Below are 14,864 nucleotides of genomic sequence, written 5' to 3'. Positions count from 1 at the left end.
ATGGTGCAAGACCTGACGCAATGGTTGGAATGTTGCCCCGGCAGGTCGTTGGAATTCGCCGCGAAGTGAATTCAATGTCTTGAAAAACAAGGGGAAAAAAAACTTCCCGTTTTGCGCTAAAGCTCTTCGCCGCACCGCCGATAAACAGTACGAATGCGAATTCTTGGTGTCCCTGAGCAAGCAGGCCGAGATCTCGCAAGCTCAGGAACTAAAAGGACCTCTGAAGGAGACCATCATGGCCCTTACCGTCAATACCAACATTGCTTCCCTGAACACCCAGCGCAACCTGAACGGTTCGTCGAACGCGCTGAGCACCTCGCTGCAGCGTCTGTCCACCGGTAACCGCATCAACAGCGCCAAAGACGACGCTGCCGGCCTGCAGATCTCCAACCGCCTGTCCAACCAGATCAGCGGCCTGGGCGTTGCCACCCGTAACGCCAACGACGGTATCTCCCTGGCGCAGACCGCTGAAGGTGCCCTGCAGCAGTCCACCAACATTCTGTCGCGTATCCGTGACCTCTCCCTGCAGTCCGCCAACGGCTCCAACAGCGACGCCGACCGTGCTGCTCTGCAGAAAGAAGTGTCCGCCCAGCAGGCTGAACTGACCCGTATCGCCGACACCACTACCTTCGGTGGCCGCAAGCTGCTCGACGGCTCCTTCGGTACCTCCAGCTTCCAGGTCGGTTCCAACGCCTACGAAACCATCGACGTGAGCCTGCAAAACGCATCGGCCAGCGCCATCGGCTCCTACCAGATCGGTAGCGAAGGTGCGGGTACCGCCGCCACCGCAGCCGGCACCTCCAGCGCCTCGGGCGTTGCAGGCGGCGCCATCAACCTGGTGGGCGGCGGTCAGGCCAAGACCATCACCACCGCCGCTGGCGCCAGCGCCAAGGACATCGCCGAGCAGTTCGATGGCGCCATCCCGAACCTGTCCGCCCGTGCCCGTACCGAGTTCACCGCCGACGTTTCCGGCGTGACTGGCGGCTCGCTGAACTTCACCGTCAAGGTCGGCACCAACACCGTCAACCTGGCCGGCGTAACCTCTACCCAGGACCTGGCCGACCAACTGAACTCCAACGCCTCGAAGCTCGGCATCACCGCCAGCATCGACGACAAGAACGTGCTGACCATCACCTCCGCCACCGGTGAGAACGTCACCTTTGGCGCCAACACCGGTACCGCTACCGCGGGCTCGGTGAACGTCAAGGTGATGGGTTCGGATGGCAAGCTCGAAGCTACTGCCCACGATGCCCTGACCGCGGCCAACTCCAAGATCACCGGCTACGTCCAGCTGAACTCGCCGACCGCCTACTCGGTCAGCGGTGCCGGCAGCGCCGAAGTGTTCGGTAACTCCTCCGCCGCGCAGAAGAGCACTGTCGCCAACATCGACATCTCCACCGTGGAAGGTGCCCAGAACGCCATCGCCGTGATTGACAATGCCCTGGCCGCGATCGACTCCCAGCGTGCTGACCTCGGTGCGGTGCAGAACCGCTTCGACAACACCATCTCCAACCTGACCAACATCTCCGAGAACGTCGACGCTGCCCGTAGCCGCATCAAGGACACCGACTTCGCCTCGGAAACCGCCACCCTGTCGAAGAACCAGGTTCTGCAACAGGCCGGCACCGCGATCCTGGCTCAGGCCAACCAGCTGCCGCAGTCTGTACTCAGCCTGCTCCGCTAACGGTTGGCGGATCTTCGATCCGACCGCAGGAGGAAGGGGCAACCCTTCCTCCTTTTTGCCTTTTCGAAGGAGTGAACGATGGACGTTGGAAACATAGCCGGACTTCCGGCGTTCAAGGGGACGAATCGCACCGACGCCGCGGTTCCCGCCACCAGCACCGCTGCGCCCCAGGATGGTGAGGCGCGCCCGGCAGGTCAGCAGGATTCGCGCGCACGCCTGGACGAGGCCGTGTCGGACATCCAGAGGCATGTGCAGAGCGTGCGTCGCAACCTGAACTTCAGCATCGACGACACGACCGGCGATGTGGTGGTGAAGGTCATCGACGGCGACTCCGGCAAGGTGGTGCGGCAAATTCCTTCCGAGGAAGTGCTGAAACTTGCCGCTCGACTCGACGATATACGCAGCCTGATGTTCGAAGCCCAGGCGTGACGGGCTGTTCACAGAGCTGGTACGGCAATTGCTCTAATCTGGTAATTGGATAGCGCTGAACAGATTTTTGACGGAGGTGGAAGATGGCTGGTATCACGGGACTGGGTTCGGGCCTCAATATCGACAATATCGTCACCGCACTGGTGAATGCCGAGAAGACTCCCAAGCAGAACCAGATCGATGCCCTCGAGAAGAAGACCACCACGCAGATCACCGCGATCGGTGGGCTCAAGAGCGCCATCAGCACCTTCCAGACCGCCCTGGGGAAACTCAACACCCTGACGCAGTTCCAGGCGCGCAGTTTCACCTCGTCCAACACCGATGTGCTCAAGGGCAGCGCGACCGAGAAGGCTGCCGCGGGCACCTACCAGATCCAGGTCGAGCAACTGGCCGCCAGCAGCAAGGTCGCCCTGGGCGCTGTTCCGGCAAATTCGACGTCGACCTTCAACAGCGGCACTCTGAAAATCTCCGTGGGTGACGTCAATCTAGATGACATCACCATCGACAGCAGCAACAACAGCCTGGCCGGCGTTCGGGATGCGATCAACAAGGCCGGCAAGGACCAGGGCGTCACCGCGACCATCGTCAACGATGCGCAGGGTTCGCGCCTGGTGGTGTCCAGCAACAAGACCGGTGAAGGCAAGGACATCAAGATTCAGGCCGTCGACAGCGGCGCGGGTGGTACCCAGGCTCTGAGCAAGCTGGCCTTCGACCCAGCCAGCGCGCCCGATCTGTCCAAGCTGACCGACGCGCAGAAGGCCAACGGCGACGGCGGTTTCATCACCCATGCGCAGAGCGCCCTGCTGACGGTTGACGGTCTGGAGATCAAGAGCGACTCCAACAGCGTGTCCACCGCCATCGAAGGCGTGACCATCGACCTGAAGACCAAGACCGAAGCCGACAAGCCCGTGACGCTGACGGTCGACCTGGACCGGACGACCGTCAAGAACAACATCAAGTCCTTCGTCGACGCCTACAACACCCTGGTCAGCTTCGTGAACACCCAGACCAAGGTGACCAAGGTCGGCGAGGACAAGACGCCAGTGACCGGTGCGCTGGTGGGAGACGCCACTGCGCGTTCGCTGCTCAGCACCGTGCGCAACGAACTGGTCGCCACCCAGGGCGATAGCGACAGCAATATGCGCGTCCTGGCCGACCTGGGCATTACCACCAAGGCCGACGGCACCCTGGAAATCAACAACGACAAGTTGGACAAGGCAGTCGCCAACAATTTCCAGGACGTCGCTAACCTGTTCACCGGCGACAAGGGCTTGGCCACCCGCCTGGACTCCAAGCTCAAGGCGTACACCGATACCAACGGCATCCTCGACCAGCGCAACAGCATCCTGCAGAAGACCCTGAACAGCGTCGACGATCAGCAGGCTGCCCTGGACCGCCGCATCACCTCACTGCAGGAACGTCTGTACAAGCAGTACAACACCATGGACTCCCTGGTCAGTCAGCTCACCCAGACCACCACCAGCCTGACCAGCCAGCTCGCCAGCCTGCCGTTCGCCAAGAGCTGACCCCATCCACCGGAGCCGCTGACCGGCGGCCCCGGTGAAAAAAACGCAAACTAGCCTTCAAGCTCCCGCTTCACTGGCCGATACCTTGGTCAGTAAGAGAATTTGCAGCAGGAGCCTGCCATGTACGCCATGAATGCCATGAAGCAATACCAGCAAGTAGGCCTGGAAGCGCGAGTCGCCGAAGCCTCGCCGCATGGCCTGATCCAACTGCTCATGCAGGGCGGTCTGGAGCGTCTGGCCCAGGCCCGTGGCGCCATCGAGCGCGGCCAGTTGGCCGAGCGCGGCGAGCTGATCAGTAAGGCCATCGGCATCGTTGGCGGCTTGCGCGAGGCGCTGAATCAGGAAGCGGGCGGCGAGCTGGCCTTGAATCTCGACCGCCTCTACGCTTACATGACCGAGCGCCTGCTGGAGGCGAACCGCAATGGCGACGCCGCGATCCTCGAAGAGGTCTCGGGTCTGCTGCGTGAAGTAAAATCGGGCTGGGACGCCATTGCCGCCTGAAGGAAGGAACAGTCATGAGCCAGGCCATGCTTCAACTCAACGAGACCCGCGCCGCCCTGAGCGAGGCGATGCATAACCAGGACTGGGAAGCCATCGGCAACCTGGATCAGGAATGCCGCGCGCAGGTCGAGGTGGCCATGCAGGATGCCGAGCGTGACGAGCAGGCACTGCGCGACACCATGGAACAACTGCTCGCGCTGTATGCTGAGCTGGTCCAGGTCTGCACCGCCCAGCGCAGCGCCATTGGCGAGGAGCTGACCGCCGTGCATCGCTCCAGCCAAGGCGCCAAGGTTTACCAGATGTTCGGCTGATCCGTTCGGATCAGCTCTCGTTCGGCGGTGATCGGTCAGGTGCCGGTGGCCGCCTTCTGCGCTTCGAACTACCCTCCAGTTCGATTGCCATGACGAGGATCAACACCCTTCGTCGGGCTGCATCAAAAAAAACACGCCATAAATTTGACTCGAGCCACAATTTTGACTTAACTAGTGGCCAAATGCTGGCTAGCACGAGGAATTTGTGCTGTGGCCGGATCGTGTCAGCCGCCGTAGTACGGCCTTCAAGCCCGGGATGACAAGCTAAGATGTGGCGCGAAACCAAGATTCTCGTGATCGATGACAACCAGGACCGTTGCCGGGACCTCTCGGTGATCATCAGCTTCCTGGGTGAAGACCAACTGTCCTGCAGCAGCCGTGACTGGCGCCAGGTGGTCGACCCGCTGCCCAACGGCAGCCGCGACGTGCTCTGCGTGCTGGTCGGCGCGGTGGAGAGCAAGGGCGGTGCGCTGGAGTTGCTCAAGCAGCTTGCGGCCTGGGACGAATACCTGCCCGTGCTGCTGATGGGCGAACCGGTACCCAACGAATGGCCCGAGGAGTTGCGCCGCCGCGTACTGGCCAGCCTTGAGATGCCACCCAGCTACAACAAGCTGCTCGACTCCCTGCACCGCGCTCAGGTCTACCGCGAGATGTACGACCAGGCCCGCGAGCGTGGTCGCCAGCGCGAACCCAACCTGTTCCGCAGCCTGGTGGGCACCAGCCGTGCCATCCAGCAGGTGCGGCAGATGATGCAGCAGGTCGCCGACACCGACGCCAGCGTGCTGATCCTCGGCGAGTCCGGTACCGGCAAGGAAGTGGTCGCCCGCAACCTGCACTATCACTCCAAGCGCCGCGACGCGCCCTTCGTGCCGGTCAACTGCGGCGCGATCCCGGCGGAGCTGCTGGAAAGCGAACTGTTCGGCCACGAGAAGGGCGCCTTCACCGGCGCCATCACCACTCGGGCTGGGCGCTTCGAGCTGGCCAACGGCGGCACCCTGTTCCTCGACGAGATCGGCGACATGCCGCTGCCAATGCAGGTCAAGCTGCTGCGTGTGCTGCAGGAACGCACCTTCGAGCGTGTGGGTAGCAACAAGACGCAGAACGTCGACGTGCGCATCATCGCCGCGACCCACAAGAACCTCGAGAAGATGATCGAGGACGGCAGCTTCCGCGAAGACCTGTACTACCGCCTCAACGTCTTCCCCATCGAGATGGCCCCGTTGCGCGAGCGCGTGGAGGACATCCCGCTGCTGATGAACGAACTCATCTCACGCATGGAGCATGAGAAGCGCGGCTCGATCCGCTTCAACTCCGCCGCCATCATGTCGCTCTGCCGTCACGACTGGCCGGGCAACGTGCGCGAACTGGCCAACCTCGTCGAGCGCCTGGCGATCATGCATCCCTACGGCGTGATCGGCGTGGGCGAGCTGCCGAAGAAATTCCGTCACGTCGACGACGAAGACGAGCAACTGGCGACCAGCCTGCGCGAGGAGCTGGAAGAGCGCGCGGCGATCACCGCCGGTCTGCCGGGCCTCGACTCGCCAGCCATGCTGCCGGCTGAGGGCATCGACCTGAAGGATTACCTGGCCAACCTGGAACAGGGCCTGATCCAACAGGCGCTGGACGACGCCAGCGGCGTGGTCGCCCGCGCTGCCGAGCGTCTGCGCATCCGCCGCACCACCCTGGTGGAAAAAATGCGCAAGTACGGCATGAGCCGCCGCGAAGAGGAAATGGCGGAGGATTGACGCCTTCGCCTGACTCGTTTTTTCAAGTCATTGAAATATAACGAGTAAATTTTAGGCACGGGGTTTGCTAAGACTCATCCGACCGACAGATTCACGCCGTCGGACGGATGAGGAAAACCCGCATGATGCCCGCCACCAATCGCCAGACTGAACTCGTTTCCCAGTTGCCCGCAGAGCCCCTGCAGGTGCCGGCGGAGCAGCAGAGCCGTGCCCATCTGGAGCAGACCTTCGCGCTGTTCAGCCAGATGTCCAGCCAGCTCAACCAGTCCTACAGCCTGCTGGAAGCCCGCGTTACCGAGCTGAAGGGCGAATTGGCCCTGGTCAGCGCGCAGCGCATGCAGGAGCTGGCGGAGAAGGAGCGTCAGGCCAACCGCCTGCAGAGCCTGCTCGACGTGCTCCCTGGCGGCGTCATCATGATCGACGGCCAGGGCGTGGTGCGTGATGCCAACCCGGTGGCGGTGGCCCTGCTGGGCAAGCCGCTGGTAGGCATGCTCTGGCGCGAAGTCATCTCGCGCAGCTTCGCTCCCCGCGCCGACGACGGTCACGAAGTTTCCCTGCACGATGGCCGCCGCGTGTCCATCGCCATCCGCCCGTTGAATGGCGAACCCGGACAACTGGTGCTGCTCAACGACCTGACGGAAACCCGTCGCCTGCAGGACCAGCTCGCTCGCCACGAACGCCTGTCCGCCCTGGGCCGCATGGTCGCCTCCCTGGCTCATCAGATCCGTACCCCGTTGTCCGCGGCCATGCTTTACGCCGGCCACCTGAGCGAGGGCGAGCTGCCGGTCGAGCAGCAGCAGCGTTTCGCCGGACGCATCAAGGAGCGCCTGCACGAGTTGGAAAGCCAGGTGCGCGACATGCTGGTGTTCGCCCGTGGCGAGCTGCCGCTGCCGGATCGCCTCGCGCCCAACCAGCTGTTTGCCAGCGTGCGTGCCGCCGCCGAGTCCCATGTCGCTGGCCTCAACCTGCGCTGGCAGTGCGATGCCCGCGTCGGAGAATTGCTGTGCAACCGCGACACCCTGGTGGGCACCGTGCTCAACCTGGTGGAAAACGCCATTCAGGCCGCCGGCCGCGACGTGCGCCTGAAAGTGCACCTGTACCAGCGTGGCAACAGCCTGCGCCTGTCTGTGAGCGACAACGGTCCTGGCATGAGTGCCGAGACCCTGGCGCGACTGGGCGAACCCTTCTTCACCACCAAGACCACCGGTACCGGCCTCGGCCTCGCTGTGGTGAAAGCCGTCGCCAAGGCGCATCAGGGCGAGCTGCGCCTGCGTTCGCGCCCCGGTGTCGGCACCTGCGCCACCTTGATCCTGCCGCTGATCCTGGCTCAACCCGTCGTCCACGAGGAGTGATTTCCATGGCCGCCAAAGTCCTGCTGGTCGAAGACGACCGCGCCCTTCGTGAAGCCCTCTCCGACACCCTGTCGCTCGGCGGGCACGACTTCGTTGCCGTCGATTGCGCCGAGGCCGCGCTGCCGGCGCTGGAGAAGGACGCCTTCAGCCTGGTGATCAGCGACGTCAACATGCCGGGCATGGACGGACACCAACTGCTCGGTCTGATTCGCAAGCGCTACCCGCAACTGCCGGTGCTGCTGATGACCGCCTATGGTGCCGTCGATCGTGCCGTGGACGCGATGCGTCAGGGCGCCGCCGATTATCTGGTCAAGCCTTTCGAGCCGCGCGCGCTGCTGGAACTGGTGGCGCGTCATGCGCTGGGGGCTGTATCTGCCAGCGTTGGCGAAGGCCCTGTGGCCCTGGAGCCGGCCAGCCAGCAACTGCTGGAGCTGGCCGCCCGTGTGGCGCGCAGCGACTCCACCGTGCTGATCTCCGGCGAGTCCGGTACCGGCAAGGAAGTCCTGGCGCAGTACATTCACCAGCAGTCGCCCCGTGTTGGCAAACCCTTCGTCGCGATCAACTGCGCGGCCATCCCGGACAACATGCTCGAGGCCACCCTGTTCGGCCACGAAAAGGGTGCCTTCACCGGCGCCATCGCCGCGCAGCCGGGCAAGTTCGAACTGGCCGACGGCGGCACCATTCTGCTCGATGAAATCTCCGAAATGCCGCTGGCCCTGCAGGCCAAGCTGCTGCGCGTGCTGCAGGAGCGGGAAGTGGAGCGCGTCGGTGCGCGCAAGCCGATCAGCCTCGATATCCGCGTACTCGCCACCACCAACCGCGACCTGCTGGGAGAAGTGGGCGCCGGGCGTTTTCGCGAGGACCTCTACTATCGCCTGTCGGTCTTCCCGCTGGCCTGGCGTCCGCTGCGCGAGCGCCCAGCCGACATCCTGCCGCTGGCCGAACGCCTGCTGGCCAAGTACGCGCGCAAGATGAACCATGCGCCGGTAACCCTGGCCGACGACGCCCGCGCCGCTTTGCTGGCGCATCCCTGGCCGGGCAACGTGCGCGAACTGGACAACGCCATCCAGCGTTCGCTCATCCTACAGCAGGGTGGTCGGGTCCAGGCGGCTGACCTTTGCCTGACTTCCCCCATTGGCCTGGCGCCGCGCCCGTCGCTGGCGGCCGTGCCGAGCTCGTCTCCTGGCGCTCCGGCTCCCGCGAGCGTCGAGATTCCGTCACCGGCTTCGGCGGAAGCGGGGCAATTGGGCGAAGACCTCAAACGCCGCGAGTTCCAGATGATCATCGACACCCTGCGCAGCGAGCGCGGCCGCCGCAAGGAAGCCGCCGAGCGCCTGGGCATCAGCCCGCGCACCCTGCGCTACAAGCTCGCGCAGATGCGCGACGCCGGCATGGATGTGGAGGCTTATCTCTACGCCAGCTGATCGGTGACAGAACAACCCCCTCTTGGCCCGCATTCGTGCGGGCCTTTTCTTGGCGGCGTCCTCAGGTCAGTTGTAGGAGCGAGCTTGCTCGCGAACCGGTCTTGCGGCGGGGCCGTTCGCGAGCAAGCTCGCTCCTACAGTAAAAACGTTCCTCTGCCTTCGGATTCGGCACGCCAAGCTCTCGAAGATGCGCGATGCAGGGCGCCAGTTGACCGACGATCCGACAACCCTCTTGGCCTGGATTCATGCGAGCTTTTCTCGCTGGTGTGGGTGCAAAAGTGGAAATGCTTTTGTAGGAGCGAGCTTGCTCGCGAACCGGTCTTGCGGTGGGGTCGTTCGCGAGCAAGCTCGCTCCTACAGAAAAAGCATTCTTCCGCCGTCGGATTCGGCAGGGGATGGGGCTATCGATTTTTTCTCTGAAAGGTGCATTCCAGAGCTGTCTTCCGTATTTTTCCTACGCCCCGAAAACCTGGCACCCAAGTTGCAATCACCTCTGCAAAGCGCCGCGCAGTGTCAAAAAACCGCGGCCAGTCGGAGGGGTAAGTAATGAGTCAGGGTATCGAGTTCAATCGTCTGCTGCTGGAAATGCGCTCCATGCAAATGGAGGCCATGGCCAAGGCGAAGACGCAGGCTGCTCCGGTAGAACCGGGTGCGCCGAGCTTCTCGCAGATGCTCGGCCAGGCCGTGGACAAGGTGAACGGTACCCAGCAGGCCGCCTCCGACATGGCGACTGCTTTCGAGATGGGGCAGGGGGGTGTCGACCTCACCGACGTGATGATCGCCTCCCAGAAGGCCAGTGTTTCTTTCCAGGCGATGACCCAGGTACGCAACAAGCTCGTGCAGGCGTATCAGGACATCATGCAGATGCCGGTTTGAGCGGCGAGGATCGTAGGTAATGTCCCAAGCCTCCGTTGTTGACAGTCAGGTCCCGGCCAAGGTCGGTGCTGACGCGCCGAAAAAGCCGCTGCTCGGCCTGACTTTCCTCGAGAACCTCGCGGACATGCCGGTGCTGCGCCAGGTCGGCCTGCTGGTCGGTCTCGCTGCGAGCATCGCCATCGGTTTCGGCATGGTCCTGTGGTCCCAGCAGCCGGACTACAAGCCGCTGTACGGCAGCCTCAACGGCGTCGACGCCAACAAGGTGGTCGAGGCGCTGTCCGCTGCCGACATCGGCTACAAGATCGAGCCCAACTCTGGCGCGCTGCTGGTGAAGGCCGATGACCTGGGCCGTGCGCGCATGAAAGTCGCCGGTGCCGGTCTCGCTCCGACCGACAGCAACGTCGGCTTCGAGATTCTCGACAAGGAACAGGCGCTGGGTACCAGCCAGTTCATGGAAGCGACCAATTACCGTCGCGGCCTGGAAGGCGAACTGGCGCGCACCGTCTCCAGCCTGAACAACGTCAAGGGCGCCCGCGTGCACTTGGCGATCCCCAAGAGCTCGGTGTTCGTCCGTGATGACCGCAAGCCCAGCGCCTCGGTGCTGGTCGAGCTGTATCCGGGGCGCACCCTGGAGCCGAGCCAGGTGCTGGCCATCGTCAACCTGGTCGCCACCAGCGTGCCGGAACTGGATAAATCCCAGGTCACCGTGGTCGACCAGAAAGGCAACCTGCTCTCCGACCAGCAGGAGCTCTCCGAGCTGACCATGGCTGGCAAGCAGTTCGACTTCACCCGTCGCATGGAAACCAACTTCACCCAGCGCGTGCACAGCATCCTCGCACCGGTGCTGGGTAATGGTCGCTACAAGGCCGAGGTGTCCGCTGACGTTGACTTCAGCGCGGTGGAGTCCACCTCCGAGTCGTTCAACCCGGACCAGCCGGCCCTGCGCAGCGAGCAGGTGAACAACGAGGAACGCCAGAACAGCAATGGCCCGCAGGGCGTGCCGGGTGCGCTGTCGAACCAGCCGCCGGGCCCGGCCAGCGCGCCGCAGTCCACCGGCCAGAACGCCAGCGCGGATTTCGTCGCGCCGGGTCAACCGCTGAAGGACGCCAACGGTCAGACGATCATCGATCCGAAGACCGGCAAGCCGGAACTGGCGCCGTACCCGACCGACAAGCGTCAGCAGAACACCCGCAACTACGAGCTGGACCGCTCGGTGAGTTACACCAAGCAGCAGCAGGGTCGCCTGCGCCGGCTTTCCGTCGCGGTGGTGCTGGATGACCGTGTGGTCGCCGACCCGAAGACCGGCGAAGTCAGCCACCAACCCTGGACTGCCGACGAGCTGGGTCGCTTCACCCGCCTGGTACAGGACGCGGTAGGCTATGACGCCAGCCGTGGCGACAGCGTCAGCGTAATCAACGCGCCCTTCGCGCCGGAACTGGGTGATGAAATTGCATCGCCGCCGTTCTACTCGCAGCCCTGGTTCTGGGACGTGGTCAAGCAGGTGCTGGGCATCGTCTTCATCCTGGTGCTGGTGCTGGGGGTACTGCGCCCGGTGCTGAACAACCTGTCGGGCAACAAGAGCAAGGCCCTGGTGGGCGGTGGCGCTGCAGGCGAAGGCGGCCTGGGCGAGTTGGGCGGTCTGGAGGGCGAGCTGTCCGAAGACCGCGTGAGCCTCGGCGGCCCGGCCAGCATCCTGCTGCCCAGCCCGTCCGAGGGGTACGATGCACAATTGAATGCGATCAAGAGTCTGGTCGCCCAGGACCCGGGGCGCGTTGCCCAGGTAGTGAAGGACTGGATCAATTCCGATGAGTGAAGCCCGCATGAGCGCCAAACTGAACAAGGTCGACAAGGCCGCCATCCTCCTGCTCTCCCTGGGTGAGACCGATGCCGCGCAGGTGCTGCGCCACATGGGCCCGAAGGAAGTGCAGAAGGTCGGCGTGGCCATGGCGCAGATGCGCAATGTGCACCGCGAGCAGGTCGAGCAGGTGATGGGCGAGTTCGTCGAGATCGTCGGCGACCAGACCAGCCTGGGCGTGGGCGCTGACAGCTACATCCGCAAGATGCTCACCCAGGCCCTGGGCGAGGACAAGGCGAACAACCTCATCGACCGCATCCTGCTGGGCGGCAACACCAGCGGGCTGGACAGCCTAAAGTGGATGGAGCCGCGCGCCGTGGCCGACGTGATCCGCTACGAGCACCCGCAGATCCAGGCCATCGTGGTGGCCTACCTCGACCCGGACCAGGCCGGCGAAGTGCTCAGCCACTTCGACCACAAGGTGCGCCTGGACATCATCCTGCGCGTGTCCTCGCTGAACACCGTGCAGCCGTCCGCGCTCAAGGAACTGAACCTGATTCTGGAGAAACAGTTCGCCGGCAACGCCAACTCCACTCGCACCACCATGGGCGGCGTGAAGCGCGCGGCGGACATCATGAACTACCTCGACAGCTCGGTCGAAGGCGCGCTGATGGACGCCATCCGCGAAGTCGACGAGGACCTGTCGGGCCAGATCGAAGATCTGATGTTCGTCTTCGACAACCTCGCCGATGTCGACGACCGCGGCATCCAGGCGCTGCTGCGCGAAGTGTCCTCGGACGTGCTGGTGCTGGCCCTCAAGGGCTCGGACGAGGCGATCCGCGAGAAGATCTTCCGCAACATGTCCAAGCGGGCCGCCGAACTGCTGCGCGACGACCTCGAGGCCAAGGGTCCGGTGCGCGTCAGCGAAGTAGAAGGCGCACAGAAGGAAATCCTCACCATCGCCCGCCGTATGGCCGAGTCCGGCGAAATCGTGCTGGGTGGCAAGGGCGGCGAGGAGATGATCTGACGTGGTACCGCCGGCGAAGGATGAAGACAAACTCAGCGAGCTGATCCGCGCGCGCGACGTGGCGGGCTTCGACCGCTGGTCGCTGCCCAGCTTCGACCCGGCACGGCCGGCTCCCGAGCCCGAGCCGGAACCCGAGCCGGAGGTTGCGGAGCAGCCGCAGATCGAGGAGGTGCCGGAGGAAGAGGTCAAGCCGCTGACGCTCGACGAACTCGAGGCGATCCGTCAGGAGGCCTACAACGAGGGGTTCTCCACCGGCGAGAAGGACGGCTTCCACGCCGGCCAGTTGAAGGCGCGCCAGGAAGCCGACGCGGCGCTGCAGCCCCGTCTGCAGAACCTGGAAACCCTGATGTCGCACCTGCTTGACCCTATCGCCGAGCAGGACCAGATGCTCGAACAGGGCATGCTCAACCTGGTGACCCACGTGGTGCGCCAGGTGGTACAGCGCGAGCTGGCCACCGACTCCAGCCAGATCCGCCTGGTGCTGCGCGAAGCGCTCAAGCTGCTGCCCATGGGCGCCAGCAACATCCGCATCCAGGTCAACCCGCAGGACTTCGAACTGGTGAAAGCGCTGCGCGACCGCCACGAGGAAAGCTGGAAGATCATCGAGGACGATGGCCTGCTGCCCGGCGGCTGCCGCATCGAAACCGAACATTCGCGCATCGACGCCACTGTCGAGACGCGCCTGGCCCAGGCTGTGAAGCAGCTTTTCGAGCAGCAGCGCGACCAGGCGACCCATGCCCTGGAGCCCGACCTGCACGTGAACCTCGAAGCCGACCAGGGCGGCTCCGATGCGTCTTGATCGCGTCAGCTTCGCTCGCCGTCTACAGGGCTACAGCGACGCTGTCAGCCTGCCGACCCAGCCAGTGGTGGAAGGCCGCCTGCTGCGCATGGTCGGTCTGACACTGGAGGCCGAGGGCCTGCAGGCCGCCGTTGGCAGCCGCTGCCAGGTGATCAACGACGGCGGCTACCACCCGGTGCAGGTGGAAGCCGAAGTCATGGGCTTCGCCGGCAGCAAGATCTACCTGATGCCGGTGGGCAGCCTCGTCGGCATCGCCCCCGGCGCCCGCGTGGTGCCGCTGCCGGATTCCGGCCGCCTGCCCATGGGCATGTCCATGCTCGGCCGCGTGCTCGATGGCGTCGGCCGCGCGCTGGACGGCAAGGGTGGCATGCGCGCCGAGGACTGGGTGCCGATGGATGGCCCGATCATCAACCCGCTGGCGCGCGACCCGATCCATGAACCGATGGACGTCGGTATCCGTTCGATCAACTCGTTGCTCACCGTCGGCCGCGGCCAGCGCCTGGGCCTGTTCGCCGGTACCGGCGTGGGTAAGTCCGTGTTGCTGGGCATGATGACCAAGTTCACCAAGGCCGACATCATCGTGGTCGGGCTGATCGGCGAACGGGGCCGCGAGGTGAAGGAATTCATCGAGCACATTCTCGGCGAGGAAGGCCTGAAGCGTTCCGTGGTCGTTGCTTCGCCGGCGGATGACGCACCGCTGATGCGCCTGCGCGCCGCGCAGTACTGCACGCGGATCGCCGAATACTTCCGCGACAAGGGCAAGAACGTCCTGTTGCTGATGGATTCCCTGACCCGTTACGCCCAGGCCCAGCGCGAGATCGCCCTGGCCATCGGCGAGCCGCCGGCGACCAAGGGTTATCCGCCGTCGGTGTTCGCCAAGCTGCCGCGCCTCGTTGAGCGCGCCGGCAACGGCGAGAAGGGCGGTGGCTCGATCACTGCGTTCTATACCGTGCTCAGCGAAGGCGACGACCAGCAGGACCCGATCGCCGACGCCGCGCGGGGTGTGCTCGACGGCCACTTCGTGCTGTCGCGCCGGCTGGCTGAGGAAGGCCATTACCCGGCCATCGACATCGAAGCCTCCATCAGCCGGGTGATGCCCCAGGTCACCACGCCTGAACACCTGCGCGATGCCCAGCGTTTCAAGCAACTGTGGTCACGCTACCAGCAGAGCCGCGACCTGATTAGCGTCGGCGCCTACGTGGCTGGCGGCGATCCGGAAACCGACCTGGCCATCCAGCGCTTCCCGATCATGCGCCAGTACCTGCGCCAGGCCCTGGACGAAAGCCAGAACCTCGAAGACAGCCGCCTGCTGCTGGACGCGGTCGTCAGCGGCAAGGCCGGGTGATGGACTTCATCCCGAGCGCCGAGTGCTTTGCCCCCTCTCCCTTTAGGGCG

Annotated in this window: 13 protein-coding genes; all 13 read left to right on the top strand. The window is 64.3% G+C overall.

The window, feature by feature from the left end; all coding sequences use genetic code 11:
- Positions 1 to 235: 235 nt before the first annotated feature.
- Positions 236 to 1,684, top strand: a complete 1,449-nt coding sequence (locus ACNFH5_RS08280) for a flagellin (RefSeq protein WP_416745144.1) — start codon at positions 236 to 238, stop codon at positions 1,682 to 1,684.
- 78 nt (positions 1,685 to 1,762) lie between these two features.
- Positions 1,763 to 2,113: a flagellar protein FlaG gene (locus tag ACNFH5_RS08275; RefSeq protein ID WP_416745143.1), complete on the top strand. Its 351-nt coding sequence runs from the start codon at positions 1,763 to 1,765 to the stop codon at positions 2,111 to 2,113.
- A gap of 83 nt (positions 2,114 to 2,196) precedes the next feature.
- The gene (gene fliD / locus ACNFH5_RS08270) at positions 2,197 to 3,639 is read left to right on the top strand and encodes a flagellar filament capping protein FliD (RefSeq protein WP_416745142.1); all 1,443 of its coding nucleotides are present in this window, start codon (positions 2,197 to 2,199) and stop codon (positions 3,637 to 3,639) included.
- A 120-nt stretch (positions 3,640 to 3,759) separates the two neighbouring features.
- Positions 3,760 to 4,140, top strand: a complete 381-nt coding sequence (gene fliS, locus ACNFH5_RS08265; protein WP_416745141.1) for a flagellar export chaperone FliS — start codon at positions 3,760 to 3,762, stop codon at positions 4,138 to 4,140.
- A gap of 14 nt (positions 4,141 to 4,154) precedes the next feature.
- Positions 4,155 to 4,451: a flagellar protein FliT gene (gene fliT, locus ACNFH5_RS08260; RefSeq protein WP_416745140.1), complete on the top strand. Its 297-nt coding sequence runs from the start codon at positions 4,155 to 4,157 to the stop codon at positions 4,449 to 4,451.
- A 269-nt stretch (positions 4,452 to 4,720) separates the two neighbouring features.
- The gene (locus ACNFH5_RS08255; RefSeq protein WP_416745139.1) at positions 4,721 to 6,196 is read left to right on the top strand and encodes a sigma-54 dependent transcriptional regulator; all 1,476 of its coding nucleotides are present in this window, start codon (positions 4,721 to 4,723) and stop codon (positions 6,194 to 6,196) included.
- A 122-nt stretch (positions 6,197 to 6,318) separates the two neighbouring features.
- A complete protein-coding gene (locus ACNFH5_RS08250; RefSeq protein WP_416745138.1) occupies positions 6,319 to 7,548 on the top strand; it encodes a sensor histidine kinase in 1,230 nt (409 codons plus the stop codon).
- Positions 7,549 to 7,553: 5 nt separating this feature from the next.
- Positions 7,554 to 8,972, top strand: a complete 1,419-nt coding sequence (gene fleR, locus ACNFH5_RS08245; protein ID WP_416745137.1) for a sigma-54-dependent response regulator transcription factor FleR — start codon at positions 7,554 to 7,556, stop codon at positions 8,970 to 8,972.
- Between the two features lie 546 nt (positions 8,973 to 9,518).
- The gene (gene fliE, locus ACNFH5_RS08240; RefSeq protein WP_416745136.1) at positions 9,519 to 9,848 is read left to right on the top strand and encodes a flagellar hook-basal body complex protein FliE; all 330 of its coding nucleotides are present in this window, start codon (positions 9,519 to 9,521) and stop codon (positions 9,846 to 9,848) included.
- Positions 9,849 to 9,867: 19 nt separating this feature from the next.
- Positions 9,868 to 11,661, top strand: coding sequence for a flagellar basal-body MS-ring/collar protein FliF (gene fliF / locus ACNFH5_RS08235; protein WP_416745135.1), 1,794 nt, complete (start codon positions 9,868 to 9,870; stop codon positions 11,659 to 11,661).
- Positions 11,654 to 12,670: a flagellar motor switch protein FliG gene (gene fliG, locus ACNFH5_RS08230; RefSeq protein WP_017520274.1), complete on the top strand. Its 1,017-nt coding sequence runs from the start codon at positions 11,654 to 11,656 to the stop codon at positions 12,668 to 12,670. The genes fliF and fliG overlap by 8 nt, the downstream gene beginning before the upstream one ends.
- Position 12,671: 1 nt before the next feature.
- Complete coding sequence (fliH, locus tag ACNFH5_RS08225; protein ID WP_416745134.1) at positions 12,672 to 13,469, top strand: flagellar assembly protein FliH; 798 nt, start codon at positions 12,672 to 12,674, stop codon at positions 13,467 to 13,469.
- On the top strand, positions 13,459 to 14,814 hold the full coding sequence (gene fliI / locus ACNFH5_RS08220) for a flagellar protein export ATPase FliI (RefSeq protein WP_416745133.1): 1,356 nt from the start codon (positions 13,459 to 13,461) through the stop codon (positions 14,812 to 14,814). The genes fliH and fliI overlap by 11 nt, the downstream gene beginning before the upstream one ends.
- Positions 14,815 to 14,864 lie beyond the last annotated feature (50 nt).

The sequence above is a fragment of the Pseudomonas sp. NY15435 genome, from assembly GCF_048068295.1.
Lineage (GTDB): Bacteria > Pseudomonadota > Gammaproteobacteria > Pseudomonadales > Pseudomonadaceae > Pseudomonas.
The sequence above is the reverse complement of the archived record's forward strand: the minus strand, read 5'-3'. Positions and strand labels throughout refer to the sequence as shown.